Annotated in this window: 24 protein-coding genes; 6 read left to right on the top strand and 18 right to left on the bottom strand. The window is 38.0% G+C overall.

Going from position 1 to position 18,321, the window contains the following annotated elements; all coding sequences use genetic code 11:
- Positions 1-64 precede the first annotated feature (64 nt).
- Positions 65-262: a helix-turn-helix transcriptional regulator gene (locus F7732_RS00595; protein WP_151571791.1), complete on the top strand. Its 198-nt coding sequence runs from the start codon at positions 65-67 to the stop codon at positions 260-262.
- 35 nt (positions 263-297) lie between these two features.
- Here the strand turns inward: F7732_RS00595 and F7732_RS00590 are convergent, their stop codons facing one another.
- Complete coding sequence (locus F7732_RS00590) at positions 298-537, bottom strand: YolD-like family protein (protein ID WP_151571790.1); 240 nt, start codon at positions 535-537, stop codon at positions 298-300.
- 2 nt (positions 538-539) lie between these two features.
- Positions 540-758 (bottom strand): hypothetical protein, encoded by a 219-nt coding sequence (locus F7732_RS00585; RefSeq protein ID WP_151571789.1) that lies wholly within the window; start codon positions 756-758, stop codon positions 540-542.
- A 110-nt stretch (positions 759-868) separates the two neighbouring features.
- Here F7732_RS00585 and F7732_RS00580 point away from each other — a divergent pair, with 110 nt between their 5' ends.
- Positions 869-1,195, top strand: coding sequence for a YolD-like family protein (locus F7732_RS00580; protein WP_151571788.1), 327 nt, complete (start codon positions 869-871; stop codon positions 1,193-1,195).
- A gap of 2 nt (positions 1,196-1,197) precedes the next feature.
- Positions 1,198-1,566 (top strand): YhjD family protein, encoded by a 369-nt coding sequence (locus F7732_RS00575; protein WP_151571787.1) that lies wholly within the window; start codon positions 1,198-1,200, stop codon positions 1,564-1,566.
- Between the two features lie 10 nt (positions 1,567-1,576).
- Here the strand turns inward: F7732_RS00575 and F7732_RS00570 are convergent, their stop codons facing one another.
- The gene (locus F7732_RS00570) at positions 1,577-2,008 is read right to left on the bottom strand and encodes an MAG6450 family protein (RefSeq protein WP_151571786.1); all 432 of its coding nucleotides are present in this window, start codon (positions 2,006-2,008) and stop codon (positions 1,577-1,579) included.
- Between the two features lie 2 nt (positions 2,009-2,010).
- Positions 2,011-2,472, bottom strand: coding sequence for a Panacea domain-containing protein (locus tag F7732_RS00565; RefSeq protein ID WP_151571785.1), 462 nt, complete (start codon positions 2,470-2,472; stop codon positions 2,011-2,013).
- Positions 2,473-2,712: 240 nt separating this feature from the next.
- Here F7732_RS00565 and F7732_RS00560 point away from each other — a divergent pair, with 240 nt between their 5' ends.
- Positions 2,713-2,895 (top strand): hypothetical protein, encoded by a 183-nt coding sequence (locus F7732_RS00560; protein WP_151571784.1) that lies wholly within the window; start codon positions 2,713-2,715, stop codon positions 2,893-2,895.
- 515 nt (positions 2,896-3,410) lie between these two features.
- On the opposite strand, the gene F7732_RS00555 is transcribed toward F7732_RS00560, so the two are convergent.
- From F7732_RS00555 to xerA, 5 genes are all read right to left on the bottom strand, one after another.
- Entirely contained in the window at positions 3,411-3,956 is a 546-nt protein-coding gene (locus F7732_RS00555) for a hypothetical protein (RefSeq protein WP_151571783.1), read from the bottom strand.
- Positions 3,957-4,095: 139 nt separating this feature from the next.
- Positions 4,096-4,884: an N-acetylmuramoyl-L-alanine amidase family protein gene (locus F7732_RS00550; protein ID WP_151571782.1), complete on the bottom strand. Its 789-nt coding sequence runs from the start codon at positions 4,882-4,884 to the stop codon at positions 4,096-4,098.
- Between the two features lie 45 nt (positions 4,885-4,929).
- Positions 4,930-5,163: a phage holin gene (locus F7732_RS00545; RefSeq protein WP_151571781.1), complete on the bottom strand. Its 234-nt coding sequence runs from the start codon at positions 5,161-5,163 to the stop codon at positions 4,930-4,932.
- 1 nt (position 5,164) lies between these two features.
- The gene (locus F7732_RS00540) at positions 5,165-5,413 is read right to left on the bottom strand and encodes a hemolysin XhlA family protein (protein WP_151571780.1); all 249 of its coding nucleotides are present in this window, start codon (positions 5,411-5,413) and stop codon (positions 5,165-5,167) included.
- A 108-nt stretch (positions 5,414-5,521) separates the two neighbouring features.
- Entirely contained in the window at positions 5,522-6,511 is a 990-nt protein-coding gene (xerA, locus tag F7732_RS00535; RefSeq protein ID WP_151571779.1) for a site-specific tyrosine recombinase/integron integrase, read from the bottom strand.
- A 92-nt stretch (positions 6,512-6,603) separates the two neighbouring features.
- Here xerA and F7732_RS00530 point away from each other — a divergent pair, with 92 nt between their 5' ends.
- Positions 6,604-6,822: a helix-turn-helix domain-containing protein gene (locus tag F7732_RS00530; RefSeq protein ID WP_151571778.1), complete on the top strand. Its 219-nt coding sequence runs from the start codon at positions 6,604-6,606 to the stop codon at positions 6,820-6,822.
- A 160-nt stretch (positions 6,823-6,982) separates the two neighbouring features.
- On the opposite strand, the gene F7732_RS22760 is transcribed toward F7732_RS00530, so the two are convergent.
- On the bottom strand, positions 6,983-7,159 hold the full coding sequence (locus F7732_RS22760; RefSeq protein ID WP_192912976.1) for a hypothetical protein: 177 nt from the start codon (positions 7,157-7,159) through the stop codon (positions 6,983-6,985).
- A gap of 127 nt (positions 7,160-7,286) precedes the next feature.
- Here F7732_RS22760 and F7732_RS00525 point away from each other — a divergent pair, with 127 nt between their 5' ends.
- On the top strand, positions 7,287-7,469 hold the full coding sequence (locus F7732_RS00525; protein WP_151571777.1) for a hypothetical protein: 183 nt from the start codon (positions 7,287-7,289) through the stop codon (positions 7,467-7,469).
- Positions 7,470-7,558: 89 nt separating this feature from the next.
- Here F7732_RS00525 and F7732_RS00520 read toward each other — a convergent pair whose 3' ends face one another.
- The 8 genes from F7732_RS00520 to F7732_RS00490 all read right to left on the bottom strand — a co-directional run bounded on the left by F7732_RS00520 (position 7,559) and on the right by F7732_RS00490 (position 18,283).
- Positions 7,559-10,087: a hypothetical protein gene (locus F7732_RS00520; protein ID WP_151571776.1), complete on the bottom strand. Its 2,529-nt coding sequence runs from the start codon at positions 10,085-10,087 to the stop codon at positions 7,559-7,561.
- A 19-nt stretch (positions 10,088-10,106) separates the two neighbouring features.
- Complete coding sequence (locus tag F7732_RS00515) at positions 10,107-10,466, bottom strand: hypothetical protein (protein WP_151571775.1); 360 nt, start codon at positions 10,464-10,466, stop codon at positions 10,107-10,109.
- Entirely contained in the window at positions 10,459-10,593 is a 135-nt protein-coding gene (locus tag F7732_RS23165) for a hypothetical protein (protein WP_275670899.1), read from the bottom strand. The genes F7732_RS00515 and F7732_RS23165 overlap by 8 nt, the downstream gene beginning before the upstream one ends.
- 25 nt (positions 10,594-10,618) lie before the next feature.
- Positions 10,619-12,493: a phage tail spike protein gene (locus F7732_RS00510; protein WP_205068208.1), complete on the bottom strand. Its 1,875-nt coding sequence runs from the start codon at positions 12,491-12,493 to the stop codon at positions 10,619-10,621.
- 44 nt (positions 12,494-12,537) lie between these two features.
- Positions 12,538-13,995 (bottom strand): distal tail protein Dit, encoded by a 1,458-nt coding sequence (locus tag F7732_RS00505; RefSeq protein WP_151571773.1) that lies wholly within the window; start codon positions 13,993-13,995, stop codon positions 12,538-12,540.
- On the bottom strand, positions 13,995-17,546 hold the full coding sequence (locus F7732_RS00500; RefSeq protein ID WP_151571772.1) for a phage tail tape measure protein: 3,552 nt from the start codon (positions 17,544-17,546) through the stop codon (positions 13,995-13,997). Before F7732_RS00500 ends, F7732_RS00505 begins: the two co-directional genes overlap by 1 nt.
- A gap of 18 nt (positions 17,547-17,564) precedes the next feature.
- Complete coding sequence (locus F7732_RS00495) at positions 17,565-17,795, bottom strand: hypothetical protein (protein WP_151571771.1); 231 nt, start codon at positions 17,793-17,795, stop codon at positions 17,565-17,567.
- Between the two features lie 89 nt (positions 17,796-17,884).
- Positions 17,885-18,283 carry a hypothetical protein gene (locus F7732_RS00490; RefSeq protein ID WP_240056489.1) on the bottom strand — a complete coding sequence of 133 codons (399 nt, stop codon included), beginning with the start codon at positions 18,281-18,283 and terminating at the stop codon, positions 17,885-17,887.
- Positions 18,284-18,321: the final 38 nt, after the last annotated feature.

Genomic DNA, 18,321 nt, shown 5'->3' with positions numbered 1-18,321 from the left:
AACACACAAAAATTTAGAGGACAAGCATATTTTTTGAAGAATTTATAAAGCGAGGTGATTTTTCATGGAAACTAAGCTGCAGAAATATCATAAAGAGACGGGGATTAAGCAAGCCTTTATCGCTCAAAAAGTGAACCTAACACCAGGCGCATACAGTAAAATTGTTCGTGGAGAATCAATGCCTACGCTGCCAGTTGCTATCAAAATAGCCAGATTGCTTAATAAAACAGTGGAAAGTTTATGGGGAGATTTAGTGGAATAAAAAAGCTCTTCTCAAATGAGAGGAGCTTTACTTGTTTATAGTATAGAAACCTTCATTATGTCCATAAACGGGACTTTAGTAATCTCGGTGTTTTTTTCAATGTGAATTAACTTTGTGCGACTATCCATCTTTACTATATTCCCTTGAACAGGTTCTTTTTCCCAAACAATCAAGTGTACTTCTGATTTCTCAGTATGTGCCTCTGTAAGTGAATTACCAATCTCCTCTAGTTCAAATTCGTCTCTAGTTGGTCTTTTTTTCTTTACTTTAGCCATTTTTAAGCTCCTCTCCTCATTTTACGTGTTGGTGCGATCGATAAAGTGTTATTCAATTTAAATGTACGCTGCTGCCGTCGAATGAAACAATAAGCACGAAAAGAATCTTCATTAACAGTTAAAACCTTGATTTTTCGCTGACTGATATTCCCTTTGTTGTCCTGGTAAATCATTTCTAATTCTTCACCAGTTTCTGCAGCTCTCTTCAATAACCCTTTCATCGATCATACCTCCTTTGTTGTTACCATTAATTATATACGAACTTTTGTTCGTTTTCAATTGAATGAAGAACTAACGTTCGCATATAATATTGGTTAAAGGAGATGGGAATATGTTGCGTGATCGTGGTCTTAAAAAGTGGCAGGGATTTTTCATGCATGAGCACACTGGCTTACTAAAAACCACTGCCAAGGAAGAAGAAAAGCAGGATAAGCCGCAACTGGACGAACAAGAACTTGAGGAAATAGGCATTATTGTTATGGAATCGCTGAATTACACACTAGAAATAAAGATTACTGTATGGCAAGAAGGATATTTTAATGATCACATTGGAATCGTTGGCAAGGTTGATTATTTAATGAAGTATATAATTTTGGAGAAAGACGATGATAATATCCGCATAATGATTGTTGATATTACAGCTGTTGAGAGGTTATAGGCATGACAAGGATTCCAGAGGAAGATCGAGATTTAATTGAGAAGGCAATGTATCTGCCAATGGTTGTTGTAATTCTCGAAAAAGATTTTAAGGTGATTGAAAAAGCTCCTTTTAAGCTTCGACAACCATATCTAGATCTGGTGGATGAAACACTTAGGGCGGTGCAACGGGATTTAAAAGGAGTTAAGGATCAAATGAGGAAAAAACAAATGAAGGTGCAGCAGACTTCCCATGATGAGTCTTTTACGCAATTTAGCTTCATCTGGAAGGGTTATGAGGAAAAACACAACTATTTCAATCCAGCTATACGTAACAGAGTTGAAGCATTATTGAACTATTATTTGAAAAAAATAAAAACCCCTCTCACTTGAGAAGGGTTTTTTAAGCTGGACAAACAGAGTGTGTGGGGTCAAACCAAATCACATAAAAGGTGGCACGATTTTGGAATCCCCATAACCTATGGCCATCAGAAACTCTCATTTCAAATATTTCCTCTTCCTCTGAAACACTTGCAGGTAAAGAATATGCAAGACTATAGGTAGGAATCTTTTTCATTTTTATTCCATCGCTATTTCTAATTTGAGACCAAGTCATACAAGAAATTCTTTTTAGGAACTTAGAAAGTTGCTTTAAGTCTTGTTTGCCAAGATCTTGTAATTGACAGTTTTTTTCACATAGATGCAAAAAAGAAATAGTCGGGTTCTCATTAATTGTAGATACCAGCACTTCGGGTTCAGGTATTCTAGTACTGCCTTTTCTGCTTTTTGTTGTGGGTTCTTTAATTCGTTTTCTTTTATCCTTTTTCCCAGCCATTATTAATCCTCTAATTGATCCCTGTAATAAATCTTCATATGGTTGACATCTATAATATTATTACATCGTTCAGTAGGATCGTAGCCATCCCTTGCATCTATCCATGGATCTTCTTGGTGCGTGAGCTCTTCTAAGAATTTCCCATCATACTTTCCGTAGATTTCCCAGATCTCTTCTAAATGATCGAGTTGTTCTTGGGTAAAGATAGAATCTTCGAATTCTGTTACTGGTCGTAAACTTTGCCATTGATGATCTCTATATTTCTGAAAAAGGTCAGGACACACCGGTCCGTGTACCCAGGCTTCAAAGCGCTCATTAAATAATTTATTGTCCTCCAAAGCAAGATACCACGCTTGTGCATAGTAACATAACTTTTGTAACTTTAAATGAGTAATTGAGCTACCCAGTTCGGTTTTAACTCGATTTAGGAAGAAGTCAGCAACATTAAATACAGTAATTGCCATGTTATCACTCCCTTGTATTACCGTGTATTTAATTGCACTATATCATAAAAAATGATTATTGTTGCAACATTATTTATTGAAAATATAATATTATTTTTTCCAATTCTATATATTGATTCCAATTTTGTTTTTATAACTAAATGTTGATTTATTATATTTATTTTAATAATTCTATTCATAATTTTGTCACAAGGGATATTCTCCTATTTGTCTAATTAATTGGTAAAAGGAGGGATTAAATTGAAAACACCAGTTACTTTTGAAGCGAATGGATTTAAGTATGTAATAATTGCTACTAATAATCGTGTGGAAGTATCAGCGCACAGACACAACAGTGGATTTATTGGCAGAGGGAAGACTTTTCATGAGGCACTATCGAATTTAAACGAAGCAATGGAAAAAGCAGCCCCTCTCAGCGATTGAGAAGGGCTTCTTGGTGTGGAGTCATGATGTAAGAGTACTATTCCTTTTTTCCTTCAATATATCCGCAATCTAGGGAAACAAACGCAGGTCTTAAACCACCTCTAATTAACAATTACTTATTGAAATATTCCTCTCCCCAGATATGGTCAAATAAATATACCCAGATAATAATATATATAATAATAATTATTAAAATAAGATAAAATAACTGTGAAAAATTCCTCATTTTGTAAAAACATTTCCACCTAAGCATTTATAATTCTATACTATGTTATAATTATTAAAAATGAGAAAAGGAGTTTTCGATTTGTTTAAACGCCCTCTTTTACTCTTCGTCCTGCTTTTTCCAGCATTTTCTTTATTGGATTACTTTAAAAGTAACGATCCTCAACTTACGGAAAATTTAATTCGAACAGTGATTTTTGTTATCTTATATGAATTAGTTATGTGGATTATTAAAATTACTAAACCAAACAAAAAAAAGACTTCTACTGATCAGTAGAAGTCTTTTTTTGTTAACCATGCTCTATCATACAACCTATAAACATTGTAGCTAGGGTAACCCCTGTTCCTACTACACTGCCTCTAAAACCAGCACTAATAATTTTTTTTGCTGCTGTTGTATACTGCTTATCTAAAATTGCATCTACAATACCAGCTAAAGCGGCCCCAGTAACAAGAGGTCCAAAGTTATCAACAATTCCTTCATTTACACACTTGTTCATATTGTCATGATACTCAGTATGATGCATAGGTTGAATAATATTACTATCTTTAGTTTGACAAGACGCAATAATCTCATCTTCTAATCCAGCAAATTCTTCTATATCCCCAAATTCTTCTCTTAGTTTTTCTACATCAATACCTACAGTGTTTCCATACTCATCCTTAATTACTGCTTCTTCATAAACAACTTTTAAAACATTTGCTAATTCTTCTACATCTTCTTCATTAACTTGTTGTTCATTAGCTAAAGACACGGAGGGAAAGATAGTTGCCAATCCAAAAAACATTACCAATGCCAAAATCATCTGCCTGCCCATAAACTTGTTTCTAATCATAATATCACTCCTAAAAAAAATTAAGGATTTATTACCCTTATTTGTAAGTAATTTGACAAAAATACTAAAACTCCTCCAAATTTTTGGAAAAAATTTTATATTTTTTAAAACTATACTTTTGTACTACTAATTTATCACCCTATTTACCTTGAATAAATCCACGATCCACGGCTACATATAATAAACCTACTGCATCAGAGATTGTTAGTTCACCATCTCTTTGTTTATCTCTCCATTCCTTAGAGAGCGCTGGATCCTTCTGCTCGAACCTGCTTAAGACTGTGGAAACTGAATTTTTTATTGTTTGACTCGTAGGATTAAACGGCTGTGACATGATATCATCCTCCTGTTTTTGAGAGTTAGATTTTTCACTTTGCTTGAGCTTCAAACCAAAAGCAGTAACTAATCCATTTACATGGCCGCGAGCAATTGCATCTAAGAATTTATCATTTTTAAGCAATTTTGCATCTGCAGCACGGTCAATGAATAAGTTTTCAGTTAAAACTCCCGGCATATTGGACTCCCTTAACATGTGGAAATTTGCTGACTTTGCCCCACGGTCGAATACGTTATAATCTTTAATCTCAACCATTACACTACCGTGGATAGCTCTTTGAACCTTTGCTGTTCTACTGGAAACAGAAACTTTGTTGAATCTAAAATCTTCATAACCTGTACCACCGCCTGCATTGATGTGGATGGAAAATAAAAAGTCAGCTCCCCATGCGTTGGCCATGTCTGTACGTTGCTTTAAGCTTAGTGTTTTATCTGTCTCACGTGTTAAACTGACTTGCACGTCTTGGTATTGCAGCAGCATATCTCTAATCTTCTTAGAAATTGTGAGTGTTAGATCTTTTTCTCGCAAACCGTTTCCTACAGCTCCCGGATCTGTTCCGCCGTGCCCAGGATCCACCTTAATCTTAACCATTAGAAGTCAACTCCTTAATAAAATTTAAAGCCGCCCTCAGGCAGCTCATTTAGTGAGATTTTCTCTTGTTAATACTTCTTTTTGCGCTTTTCCACGTGCAGTTACATAGTTGTTTTTAAACCATGCCCATACTGCTGCAGCGCCAGTAAAGACTGTGCTGATTATTTGTCCCCAAACATCTTCACTACCTGGTATAGGATTTAGATCAGCTGCTACTAACAACTGATTGATTAAAGCTAAAATTAACACCAATGTGCGAATTAATGTACCTTTGTCCATCTCATGCTCCTCCTTTTAATACGTTATAAAAAATAGCGATTGCTCCGCCTAATACTCCGGTGCAAGTCGCTGTAATAATGGCTGCTGTTATTGTCCTTTTGAGCCACTTAGTGTCATCCTTAATTTCTTTTAGTGTGATTTGTATATTTGTAATCTGATGATCTTGTAGTAGTGTTTTTTCTTGAAGATTACGAATGTCCTGTTTCATTTCAATAATGTCCTTGTTGACCGTTTCTTTCCATAAATCCATCTGTGATCCCTCCAAGGCACTTTCCCCCTTCAAAACATTTCTATCTATCTATCTATCTATTAAAGAAAGTTGATAATAAAACTTTCATATCAAAGGCAATCACCGCCTTTAAGCGTGAAATCTTTTATGTGCTTGTTTTTTTCTTTCTTCAGACACATGTGCATAGATCATTGTTGTTGCTGGATCCTCGTGTCCCAATAGATGTTGAACGTCAGCCAGGTCTGCTCCTCTCTCCATTGCTAAAGTTGCAAAGGTATGCCGGAAGACATGAGGAGTTATTTTTTTGTTTAAGTTAGCTCTCTTTTCGATATTGTCGATTATTTCTTGAATATACCTGGTGCTAATTTTCCGGATCGGTCTGCGCTCTGTCGCAAATAAAGAACCACAGTCATCAGTCCGAGAATTCAAATACTTTTTCAGATGGTGAAGGCTAATAAAGGATAGGTAAACAGTCCTCTCCTTGTCTCCTTTTCCAATAACTTTCAAGCTCATGTTTTGGATACTTATGTCTGATCTTCTCATATTTGCAATTTCAGATAATCTGCATGCAGTAGAGTACATTACCTCAATTAAGGCTCTTTCTCTAAGAGACCTGCATGAATCCCTAACAATCTCTAATTCTTCTAGACTTAATGCTTTAGGCAGCCTTTTAGGTTTCTTGGGTGGATTGATTTTCAAAGTAGGATCTTTTAGCAGAATCTCTTCTTTAACAAGCCAACCGAAAAAACTTTTCAATACAGACAATTTACGATCAGTAGTACTAAGCATTAAAGAAGAGTCATAAGCAAGATACTTTCTAATATCCACTGTAGTTACATGCGATACTGCTTTGTCAGTAAAATTAGCAAATAAATTTAATTCTGTTTTATAACCTTCGAGTGTTAATTGTGATAAACCCTCAATTTTACGTGCATCCAAATACAGTTCTATCTTTTCTCTTAAGTCATTTTCAAGTTCCTTCTGCGATCTTCTCTCAATGTGAAAGTTTGCTAAAACTTCTTCAATCCTTAATGATAAACGTGTTAAATCTATATCTGGTTCAATCGTACAAATCGTGCTAATAAGATCGTTTGATAAGCGAGCTCCATCATTAACCATATGATCCTCTCCTTATTGATACGTTAAACGTATTGATATTTACATTGTAATGTAATACGCTATTCGTATCAATGTTAAAAAGGAGGTAAAATATGCCATATATAATCATTCGTTTAGATAAAATACTTAAAGAACGTAATATATCGCAACAGGAGTTTGCTCGAATGACCGACATAAGACAACCATCAATTAACGATATGTGCAGAAATAAAACAGTTCGATTGCCATTAGATAATTTAGCAAAGATATGCGATGTATTAAATCTAGATATCACCGATATTTTAGAATTAAAAAAAGAGTCTAAGGAATAATTCCTCAGGCTCTTCTTTATGACATTTCACAATCTTTTCTTACCGCGCAATTTCCTCCTAAGTGCTTGCATTGATACAAATACTGATAAATCACCGTTTGTAACCACTTCTTAACACTCATGCTTACAATTGCGCACTAATTACACATATAAAAAAGCACTCATTTTTCTGAGCGCTTTTTCATTCGGTATTCTTCAATCATTTGTTCCTCTTCAATAAATTCATCCAGCTTCGCATTCACCCAAGTTGAAAACTTAATTCCCTTCTTTGCTGCTAAACGATAAAACTCTTCTAGTTTGTCGGGATCAACTGTGATGTTTACTCTTTTGACTGCCATTAGACATCACCCCTTAGGGTAATTGTCTGACATTTACAAATAAATAGCAATACACACAAATGTAAACTTTAAGTCAAATGCCCAAGTCATTATGCATACACTACTCTTATAAAAGGAGCTGATGTTAATGAAATGGGATGGAGTAATCCTAGAATTTAAAGGTCTTAAATTAGAATTATTGGGAGAACCAATACTGGATTTTATCCACAATGATTTTTACCATTGTACAGCAAAAGCCATTGATGGCTATTATTACGATTTATCAGTTAGTCTCGATGAAAAAACCGTATATGACATTGCTCTAATTTAGTAACCTATTTATTCTAGGTTACTTTTTTGTTTGCCGATGCAATTATACACACTAATATACATTAATGCGCAATTTCCTCCGATAGTTGATTAACTTCTAAATTTGAAATGTGCTTTCATGCCCCAAATTTCATTTGCGTTTACAACCTTTCCATCTCCATAACTGAAATATAACTTATTGTAAGAAACGGAATTTGAAACGTTAAACTTTTTACTGATTGCATCGTCATCATATTCAACCTTCACATCAGCATAGTATCCAGAAATTTTGCCCCACAATTTAGCGTAATGTACATTGTTGACAAGTTTTCCACTTATAGGTGTATTGTGACCGTCTTGACTAACATCATAGGTATTATAATCAAAGTCCGTAATTATGCGATCAGTTATCTGCTTTGATGTATTATTGCCCTGTACAGCAAACCTTTTCGCTGAAAGCATTGCAACATTTCCAGAAGCTATTGTTAATGTTTGTAGCCATTTAAACTGCTGTCTAAGAGTAACACCATCTTTATTGAATCTGTAGTGTCTCGCTACATTCGCAATCGCTTCACTCGTTGTTCCCTGTTTGATTAATCTTGATTTATAGATTATCTCAAATTCTACACAATCGAAAAGTTTATCCACTGAGAAAGTTGTTTCGATTCCATTCACAAAATAAGTGATACTATCCATCAACTCATATCCGTGATATGTTCCTGAAAAATCAGGATAGCCGTCTACTTTAATAGCGGTTTCCCACGCTCCGCCATTTAGGAACTCATCTATTTGCGTAAAGGTTGTGCCATTAAATGTACCGAAATACCCTTTTACCAACCGCCATAAATCGAAGTTCTGATAAGTTCCTCCGTCTGTAAAAACAGGGGAATTGTAATACTTAAATTCCGTTTTGAAAAATTTATTATCTTCTCCACTTTTCAAGAAAACATCAAATTGTTTACCTGTCTCGGAATAGTTAACATACACGCTTTTTAAACCAATCCCAAGGTCTGATATATCATTTTGAATCTGTGTCACAGAGGCGTTTGTTGCTTCTATTTTATCAATAGTCTCTTTGAGTGTATAAAGAGGTTTAGTGCCATCAAACCAACCGTTAGGGTATTTAAAAAGAAGTTTTTCTAATTCTGCTTTCGTTGGCTCATTCCCCGCCCCGAACACTTTAGTTAAATTCAATACAATGAAGTTTTTAACTACAACTGGTGTCCAGTTTGATGTACGATAATCTGATATTCTAGCCCTTACGTAACTAAGGTTCGTGTCTGCAGGAAGTGCAATAATGCCAGATAACTTCTCATAATTTCCACTTCCGCTATGACGGACTTCAAGTGAAGCAACACCACTTTTATGTTGCATATTTAAAAGAACATTTGTTGTATCTGCTTTAATATCCGCTTTAACATAGATCATATCCCCAACGGCAACATCTGTTAACAATTGATATATAAAACCATAACTTCCGACAAATGTAATGTTCAATTCGTTGTTTGCGATTGTTTGCACATTGCTACTTGTGTTTTGTCCCCAACTGGTAAACCCGTTACTGAAATCTCCATTTTTAATTATATTTGTCGCTGGCATACCATCTGATATAGTACCTTGATATACTGCACCTGCAACCCACGCTGTATCATTCCAGTAATACCACTTTCCGTCAGCTGTTACTACATAAATATTGCCGTTCCCGTTTGGGTAAGCAGTTTGTAAAGCAGTTAATGTTGCATATGTTCCTTTAGGAGAACCACTGGCGACTGCTTCAACCTTTGTGTCTATATACTCCTGTGTCGGTCTTTGTGTCAATTGCGCGGTAACTTCATTCAGCCTGGAATCAAATTGTGCAGCATCTACATTCATCAAACGCTCGGTTTCTGTCTTGGCTATATCCCCCTGCGCCTTAGCATAATCAGCTTGTAGAGTAGCATTATTAGCAGCGTTATTTGCGTCTTGTGCTGCATTTTCTGCGTTAAATGCTTGTTGATCAGCTTCTGTTGCTGCATCAAGTGCTGTTTGGGTCGCTGTTTGGGCACTTGTTTTCAAAACAGAAAGATTTTCAGCCTCAGTTGCTGCTATCGTTCCTTGCTCTTGTGCAAATTCCCCCTGTGTTTTCGCAAAAATCGCTTGAGTATTGGCTGCAGTTGCTGCATTATCTGCTGATTCAACCGAAGAGGCAACACCCTCAGTTACTTCAACTGCTGCATCAATGGCTTCGGTTAATTCCTTTTCCTTAGCTTCCATCTTCGCCATAAAGAACTCTAAGGAATAGCTTGTAATACCGTGTGAAAGATCGTTAAGATTTCTATCAATGACAAATTTATAGTATCCACTTGAAGGGATAATAAGTTTATCACCCTCTGAATCTACCACATGAATTTCAAGCCTCATATCACCATAGCCCGTGACATCAGAATCATCAAAATTAAAATAAATAACGCCTTCTTCGTCGGTGTCGAGAACAGGCGCTTTTTCAAGGATTTTACCTATTTGATTTGCGATGATTACTTTCACATCAAGGCCTTCTAGACTAAGAGGATTATCGTTGAAATCAAGTAGTTTGAACTTAAATTCTGTCTTGGTATCTCCCTGTTTTAGGGTGTTGAATTGATTGAGAATCTCTATTCTCATAAACGGATCACCTCTTTAGTTAGGCTGACTGTACTGGAGCAATCATCTTCAATAGATTTTTGTTTATAATTACGTCACCTACCGCGACAAACAAGTTCTTCTGGTCATTAAGTTTATTGCCAAGATCAGTTGAGTTAAAGTTTTCATCGTATGCCTCAACAACCAATCCGTTTTGATAGGAAATGTATAAATTACTATCAGTTTCTCTGCTTTCAGGAGAAATGGACTGTATAACGTTTTTATTAACCAATACATTCCCGATGGTCATAATCTGAATTCTTTGGTTGTTTAGAGTTGCTTCTATGTCGGCAGGATTGTAAGCTTTGTCATCTGCGGTGAGACTCGTACCATCATGCAACATTACTTTCATTCTAATCATTATGGTTTCCTCCTCTATGTTTCAGTGCTACCAGATCAATTTGTTTTGCTTCAATTTTAATTTCTTCTGGAGTAATGACTACTCTTGTCATATTTCCACTCTCATCTGAAATAGTTGTTGAAATCATAATTATCGGCCTCCTAAAAATTTGTTTAATTCCATGCTAGCGCTCCTATAGGTGAGCCATTTATGGTGATTACCATACGTCCGGTACTATTATCTCTATACAGTCCAACGTTTTGACTGAATCGATCTTGGACATATGTCCCATAGTGGCTGTGACCGCTTCTACTAAAGTCGCTTGCAGTATAGCCGTTTAATGTTTGTGCGTTACCTGCATTTGTAGCATAAGCCGCATTTGTTGGCCCATGGGTTCCCCAAGTAATTCCGGAAGCTCTTGAAAAGTCCACCTGTCCACTCTGAAATTGAAACGAATCACCTTGGAATTGGAGGTTTACTAAGGCTCCACCCATGTATAAGTTACCAGCTTGTCCTCCAACATGTTTAATCTCTGAGTATCCATAGCCAGAAGCATATTCGCCAAACATAATACCGCCCTCATACATACCACCTTCTGCAACATCTAAAGCTAGCCAACGTCCTATTTTAATATCCTCAGAAGTGACTTTTCCTCTTAAGGCGATTTTCTCCGCTTCAATTTCAATGGCTGTTGCCGTTTGGTTAATCAAAGAATTAATCGTATTGCCGTTATAATCCTCATACGAAACCTTAGAACTGATTTGTCCCGCTTGGATAGAAACAAGAGATTCTACTGAACCAATGCGCGAATCCATATTAGAAGCCGAAAGCTCGATTCCATCAATATCAAGGTTAATCTGATTGATTAATGTTGCTTGCTCCTCAGCTGTTTCTTGTATAGATATTACCTGCGCATTCCACGACTCTTCAGTTTGTTCAATGATCAGCTGCGCACGTTGTACAGCATTTTTTTCTGCGTTGTTCCAGCTTTCTTTGTTTTTGTTGATCAGCTTTTGAAGATCTCTAATGTATTTATAGGTTTTAATATCCACTTCAACATAATCACCAAGAGTGTACTGATTTCTCGATGGGTCCGTGTAGCTTCGATCAATCCTTATTACTCTTGCTTCTAAATAAAGTGCTGGTGTAAAGCCCTGATCTTTTATTCTGACGGTGTCACCTAGATTGACCGCTTCATGCTCCATTCCAAAGACATCGTAAAAATCAACCCCATCAACCTTGTACTGTACAACTGAGTTGATCCGTCTGAAGAGTTCAGCTTGAGTTAGCGCAAACAGTTCTTGAGGTGTTATATTTTCTCTGTCGACAGAAGGCATGAATATATCATAACGGTGCTCCCCATCTTTTCCCCACCGCTCCAAAGCAGCTCGGTTTTCAATGTAAGGCTTCCCTCCATTAGCCGCTGCAACAGTCATATAATTTCCGTTATCGTCAGCTGGTCCAATTCCATAGAGTGCAGTGACAATTCCGCTTGAATCTTCAAGTCTTTCTATGTTCTGAAGGTCTTTACCGAAAAGAATCTCTTTCCCCGCATCCAGTCCGCTTTTTTCAACAAAATCAACATAACGCCTGGAGACTCTGCTGTTTAGAAACTCAACGCGAAAGCGTAACTCCAACTCAAACTCGTTCGCTATCAATCTCAAATACTTTAAGACATTCATGTACTCATCGATTGGAATGCTTTTAACTTTTAGATTGCCGACTTCACCAACCTGCCAACGTGTTCCCTGTAGACCAAAAGAGAGAGCCGTCTCTGGCGTCTGTCCTTCCAGTATTTGAGGTTCTAACACTTTGGTATACCTAAGTTCTAAAAACTCTGCATCACACTCATATCGGATAGTACGGCTGTAATTCGCCACCTTATTTGCCCTCTGAACGATGAAGGGAACAAGTTCTTTACTTGGTGTCCTTAGAACGATGGTTGAATTTATAGGAATTTCAACATCGGTGGTGAATTCAAATGTCTCGATTCCTTCCTTTAGGTCTTGGATATGCTGATCATCCCAATAGGCTTTTTCCTTATTCATTTCAAGTGTATTAGCAATAGAACTAACGCTATTTAATACATAGATCATAAATATCGCTCCCTAAAAGAGACCGTTACAATGCCTGCATCACTCGGCAGAAAGGAAACGGGATTCTTACCTGGTTTCAACGCAAAAAAATTGCTGGCAAAGTCTTTCAACCCGAGCAGCAATTCTCCGTTTTTCTTTATGGTGTTTTTGTAATGATCAAACTCCAATACATCACCAGCATTGGCCACATATATGATGTAATTGACCGGCTGCTTGTTTAACTCCCAAATTTTTAGGTCGTTTACTTTCATGCCGGCTCTTTCTGTTTCAGGGTAAATCCGGAAAGCAACCTGTACCTGAGTAATTGGTTCATCAAACTCCCCAGCTACATCAAAGTATGTTAGGGATCCGTCCGATCCTCTTGGATAGGTGTGCTCTCCTTTGGCATCGATCGGACTAAAATAAACAGTCCAGCGCTTATCCTTTCGCTGGATCCGCAGCATTCCTTTAAAGTTTGTCCACCATTCCGGCTGTCGCGCTTCCTCTGTTGCAATCCACCTGCCAGAATCTGAATCTCCTATTCTAGCTTTAGCAATCACATTCTCTTTAACAGCCTGCCTGTCCTCAATACCGATCTTAGCGATGGTTTGGTTTGAGCTACCTAAGAAATAAATCTCCAGCATACCAGTCCTGCTGCCTCGATTTTCAATCTCAACCAATGCCTCCGCTCGAAAATCCTCAAGAGCCTTGCTGATTGATTTTTTTACTGATGGACCCTGCCATTGAGGAGGCTTAATTACAGTCCCATAGGTTTCTGGAATGAAAGAAGATCCGTTGCTGATAATGTTTCCAGCTATATAACCATTATCAACGTATGTCGCCTGCCCCCAGCCGGTTGTGGTTGCCATGTTGTCGCTGAAAACAAGTGTTTCTGGGTCAACTATGGTTTGATCAACCTCAGCATCTTCGCCAATTTGCAGATAATCATCACCGGTAACCAGCGCAAAAAAGTTCAATTTCTTTTGCACTTCAACCCTCGTGACAGGGTACGTTTCAATATTGCCCATGACTTCAACATTTTGAATGATTGCAGAAGGATTTGGAAATAACCTAATTGATTTAATATCCGAATACTTGTAAGGATCCGGGCAGATAAATCGAATCGTACCATATCCTCGCATCACCAACTCTGTGGGGTCAAATTCTCCCTCCACTAAAGCGAAGTACGTTCTATCCCTCTCATCATCAAAAACTAAAGGAGCAGGCTCATCTGTGATTAGCCATCTTGCTAATTCTTCTGCCCTTTTCCTTAAATCTTCTTGACTAACACCCTCAACCTCTATGTCAATGGATAGCTCCCTAACTCCAATCTTTGAATGCATTAACCTTGAACCAGGTACCTTTGGGATATCCAATAGAGAACGCTGTATAGGCGGCCAATAGGTTCTCTTTTTTGATATAGTCATGACAAAATCTTTTCTTTCGCCATTAAACGAAAATCCATTTGAAAGCATTACAAATTCTCCCCTCTAAACTTAAGTTGAGAATAATTTCTATTCCGCTGCAATTCCGTCAAGTGGGGATCAACCGCTTTAGCTGCCTCTCGTCCGTCCATCATGATTGTTGCATTCAATCCATTCGCAAGGCCTCTTTCGATTTCTCTAAGCAGCTCAACGACCTCTGGATCAAATCCTGGCTGACCTCCAGCTCCTGCGAAGCCAGCATCGATCATACGGAACAGATTAGCTTGCTGTGACTCGGTTAAGATCATTTCATTCGGTAAAGCACGAATATCCACCTCATTATGCATGGGTGGGTCGATAATCCATGACGGTAAGCCGCCGGTATGAAACTTTGGTGGTTCGACTATTCCTCCGGTGTGGTGTTCAGGGATTCGGCCAGAACCACCTCTTGCAGAGAACACACGCTCATACCTTTGTTGATTTATAATAATCTCTTTATTAATTGTTCTACCTAATTCAGAATTAAGCACAGCAGATGATTGGATTAATTCACTTATTTTGCTTTTAACATTTTCTAATTCTGTGATCTGACTTTCAATTGCATCTACCGATCGTCTGTATTCCTCAGTATTCCGCTGATTAACAGGTGTGGTTTTCTCTAGTTCGGCTCTTTTCGATATTAGCTTTTGAATTTCGGTCTCAACGATTTGGATTTCTTCACCACGTTTAGCATTGATTCCGACTTGCTGCAATTCAAGTTCCACCATTTGACGTTTAACTTCATCAAGAGCACCAATTTGCTTTTGAATCTCATCTAATTCAAGTGATTTATCATAAACTAATTGATGTGATTCAGCTCTATTTTTCTTAATACTTTCTAGTTTACCTTCTTCCAGCAATAACATATTATTAAGATTTTCAATTTCGAGAGTGTCTTGATTTTGTTTTGCTTTTGCTAAATCTGATTCTAATGTCCCTATCCTTCTTAGGTGTTCCTCTTCTTCTTTATCATAACTAAGCAGCAATGCTTTTTCCTCATTAATAGATTTCATTAGACGTTCTTCGTCTTGTAAATATTCAGTCATATTCGCTTCTGCTTGAGCCTTTTTCGCTTCCAACTCCAAACGAATCATTTCAATTTGTTCAGCATTAAATGATTTAGCTTTGTCTGTATTTTCAAGAAGAATATTCCCTTGCTCAGATAGGACAGTATTGGATTCAGGGACAGTTTCGATGATCTGGCCATTAAGGTCGATCAGTCGACTCAATTCGTCATTTGATAATCCAGATTTTTCTCGGATGCCATCTTGCTCCTCTTTTAAACGGGCAAGAATTTCGGGATCGACCGTCTGCTGCATAAGAGAATTTATATCTACAAATCTAGCTAGTTCATCGGCAGATAGCTTTGTTTTTTCTCTTAAACTATCGTATTCGTTAATATTAGCTTCCAATGCCTTTTGTGATTCTTGCATGGCTATAACGTTATCAAGAGTTATTTCTTCAAGTTCATTGTGATAAACTAGCGAGCTAGCGATCGCTCCACCAAGGAGAGAAACACCAGTAATTATCCAACCCATAGGACCCATTGCAGCTATAGCTAGTCCTAATCTTCCGATTGTTGAAATAAACAAACCTAGAGCTCCTGTCACTCCGGCAAATGCTAAAGTAGAATTTATGGTAGCAGAATCTATTTCATTAAATATATTAACAACTTCTGCACCTTTTCTAGCTATATCAGTTAAATAAGGCAAGAAACCACTTCCTACACTAATGCCGAAAGACTCTAATGCACCCATTAATTCCTCGAATGCACCTTTAAAATTATTCATCATGATATCTGCTGCTTCTTCGGCTGCACCAGCTGAATTTTCCAGTGCTTCGGTGTATTCATCAAGCTGTGCAACACCGCCCTCCATGAGTGAGATCATACCAGATGATGCTTCGGTACCCACAAGCTTAGCGACAGTAGCGACCTTCTCAGCATCAGTCATTTCATTAGTAGCTTTGATGAGATCGCCGATTACATCAGAGAGACTTTTTGCTTCTCCGCTACTATCACGCATGGAAAAGCCTAATTCTGCCATCATTTCCGCTTGTGCTTCAGCTGGATTATTTAGAGCAAGCAACGCCGCACGTAACGCAGTACCAGCACTACTACCATCTAGACCGGCATTTGTCATAATACCGACTGCTGCTGAAACTTCTTCTAAACTCATTCCTAGTGTGTTTGCAACTGGTCCAACATACTTTAAGGCATATCCCATATCGTTAACGCTTGCCGCCGATACGTTTGCAGTCATAGCCAGAACATCTGCCACTTTAGTTGCCTCTGCCGCCTCAAGTTGAAAAGAATTTAATGCGGCGGCCACAACACCAGATGTTAAAGCTAAGTCACTTCCAGAGGCTTCAGCCGCCGCAATAACGCCGGGCATTGCTGCCAAAATATCATTTGCATTAAAGCCCATTGCTGCCATGTCTTCAAAAGCAACGGCTACTTCACTAGCTGATTTAGAAGTATTGGCACCTAGATCAAGCGCTGTTTTATTCAAGTCTTCGAATTCCTCATCAGTGGCGCCGCTTATCGCTCTAACTCTAGACATTTGATATTCGAAATCTGCTGCCGTTTTAATACTAAAACCGGTTGCCGCAGTAAATGCTGCCATAAATGCAAGGGCAGCTGTTTGCAAACGGTCTAAGTCTTCGCTTAATTGTTGGGTAGAAGAAGAAGTGTTTCCGAGTTGTTGTTGACTCTGCTGCAAGTTTTGGTTCATCTGCTGAGTTGCATTTCCCGTTTGCCCTGCTTGCGTTTGGGTTTGCTGCAGATTTGTATTTAATTGCTGAGCAGAGTTACTTGCCTGGTTAGCTTGAGACTGTGTTTGTTGCAAATTCTGATTCAGCTGTTGAGTAGAGTTGGCAGTCTGATTGGCTTGAGTTTGCGTCTGTTGTAAGTTTTGATTAAGCTGTTGTGTTGTGGTACCAGTTTGGTTTATTTGTGTTTGAGCCTGTTGCATGCTCTGATTTAATTGTTGAGTTGAATCGTCAGTTTGGCTGATCTGCGATTGAGTCTGCTGTAATGTTTCCCCAGCTTGTTCTGCGGAAGCAGCCAGGTTACTCAACTGTTCATTTGATTGCTGTAAATTTTCGCTTAATTGCTGAGTTGTGTCACTGGCTGCGCCTATTGAAGATTCGGTTGCCTCTATACTTTCACCAGTTTGCTGTGCGGAAGTAGACGTATTATCTAATTGCTGCTGGGTCTGTTGCAAATCTTGGTTTAAAGATTGTGCAGAACTACCAGCCGTATTGATCTGCGCCTGCGTTTCTTCTAAGCTTTGCGCAACTTGTTCGACAGAATCACTTGTTTGAGCCATTTGGTTTTGTGACTGCTGCATACCTTGGTTCAACTGTTGCAAGTTCGAGTTTAACTGTTGCGTAGAATCGCCTGTTTGATTGAATTGATTTTGTGTTTGTTGCATGCTTTGATTGACTTGCTGAGCTGTACCTTCAATTGAGCCTAACTGTTGTCGAGCTTCATCCATACTTTGGCTAAATTGTTGTGCTTCCAGTAAAAGGCGGGCACGTAAATCCCCTAAGTCTGTTGCCATTTATGTGCTACCTCCTTTCTAGCGAAACCGATTGGCGCCCATATTGGTGATATGACGTAACTTCTCGAATTTCTCGCGGTCAAACCTCTCTTCTTTCTGCTCTTTTGGCGTGATATTCCGCATGAAGTTCTTGTATTCTTCGTCAGGCATATATCTTTCGTTTGTCGCTAAACGGATCATGATTTGCTGCAGTAATTTATTTTGATGCTCCTTAGCTTTTTCTTCTAAGAGAGATGGGATATCTATCATGTAAAACTCATCTTCAATAGATTTTTGGGAGACGCCTAATGCAAAGGCAGCCTTAGTCAAAAACTCTTCAGTCGAAATAAAAGAGCCCTCTACTCCGTCTTTTTCTTGGGTAGAAGGCTTTTTACGTTTTTTACAATTTCATTGAGGTTGTTTTTCTGCGCAGTTTTCATAAGATACGCAATGATTTCGTCTACGCCTGCCTTATCCGATATGTATTGCTTATCAATACCGGATAACACAGCTGTAATTTCTACAACCTCATCTAACGCTACATCACAGGCCATAAGTACATAACTATAAAAATCTTTTTTCGGCGCAAGCATTACTTGCATGATTAATCCTGGTAGCTTATCTATGGTGCCAAATAATTGTTTCCACAGGGTAGGGGTTAGTTTTTTCACTTCGGCTTTTTTATCACCCAAATAAATTTCATTGTCCCCCAGCATGCTTTTCTTCAAGGTCATTTTTTGTTTCAGTGATTTTAGCATTCTATAAACCTCCAAAAAAGGAGAGCATTTAGCTCCCC

The organism is Bacillus mesophilum (assembly GCF_008923265.1).
In the GTDB taxonomy this organism is placed as follows: domain Bacteria; phylum Bacillota; class Bacilli; order Bacillales; family Cytobacillaceae; genus Cytobacillus; species Cytobacillus mesophilum.
Note: the sequence above shows the minus strand (reverse complement) of the source record. Positions and strands in the feature narration are given on the sequence as shown.